Here is a 1057-nt window from a genome sequence, read left to right on the forward strand (position 1 = left end):
TAAAGCGTCCGACGCAAAACCTGAATCGGAATAGATTCCCTTGAGGGCTGATCTGTGATTCATCCTGTTTGGGAGGATGGATCATGTCAGCACCTTTGCCGGATGCGCTTCGAGCGCGATTTCAGAGATTGATTGAAGAAGGGTTGAGCGGGCGGGCGGCGGCGTTGCGCCTGAAGCTTTCACCTGCCACTGGGGCGCGTTGGAGCCTTGCGATCCGACGAAGGGGACACGCATGCGCTTCCCCGCAAGGTCGGCCTCGGGGCAAGGGCAAGCTTGATCCTCATCGCTCGTTTCTCATCGAACTGATCAATCAGGACGGCGACATGACCATGCCCGAACTGGCCGGTGCGCTGGCGGATGCGACCGGTGTTCAGGCGCACCCGGATGCGATTGGACGGTTCCTGCGCAAGCTCGGCTTCACGTACAAAAAAAGTCGTTGGTCGCAACCGAGCGGCGGCGCGCACGGGTAAGGAAACAACGCGAGGACTGGATCAAGCATCGCCTGCCAGCCGTCGCGGCCCGACCGGATCGCGTTGTCTTTATTGACGAAACCTCCGTCAAAACCAACCTGACCCGCCAGCGAGGCTGGTCTCGGCGGGGCGAGCGGCTGGTGATGGACGCGCCCTTTGGATCATGGGGCACGCAGACCTTCATCGCGGGTCTGGGCGCAGGGACGCTGATCGCCCCGTGGGTCATCAAAGGTGCGATGGATGGCGAAGCCTTTGCCGCTTACGTCGAGCAGGTACTGATCCCGGAACTGGAGCCAGGCACCGTCGTCATCCTGGACAACCTCGCTACGCACAAGAACGCCACCGCCGCCAAAGCCATGCGCGAAGCCGGATGCTGGTTCCTGTTCCTGCCGCCTTACAGCCCCGACCTGAACCCGATCGAGATGGCCTTCTCGAAACTCAAGGCACATCTGCGCAGGATCGGCGCGCGAACCTTCACCGACATGTTCAAGGCTCTCTCGGAAATCTGCGATCTCTATTCCCAGGACGAATGCTGGAACTACTTCAAGGCTGCCGGATATGTTTCAGGTTAAAGGTCGGGCGCTTTA

At 60.3% G+C, this 1057-nt stretch carries 1 protein-coding gene; it reads left to right on the forward strand.

Annotated features, from left to right (window positions below; translation table 11 throughout):
• Window positions 1-83: 83 nt before the first annotated feature.
• Window positions 84-1042, forward strand: a protein-coding gene (locus tag ACGYLQ_RS20895) for an IS630 family transposase (RefSeq protein WP_132446372.1) whose coding sequence is annotated in 2 segments (ribosomal slippage) — window positions 84-425 and window positions 428-1042 — 957 coding nt in all. Because the reading frame shifts where the segments join, the coding sequence is not laid out codon by codon here.
• Window positions 1043-1057 lie beyond the last annotated feature (15 nt).

The organism is Sulfitobacter sp. 1A12779 (genome assembly GCF_043557315.1).
In the GTDB taxonomy this organism is placed as follows: Bacteria; Pseudomonadota; Alphaproteobacteria; order Rhodobacterales; family Rhodobacteraceae; genus Sulfitobacter; species Sulfitobacter faviae.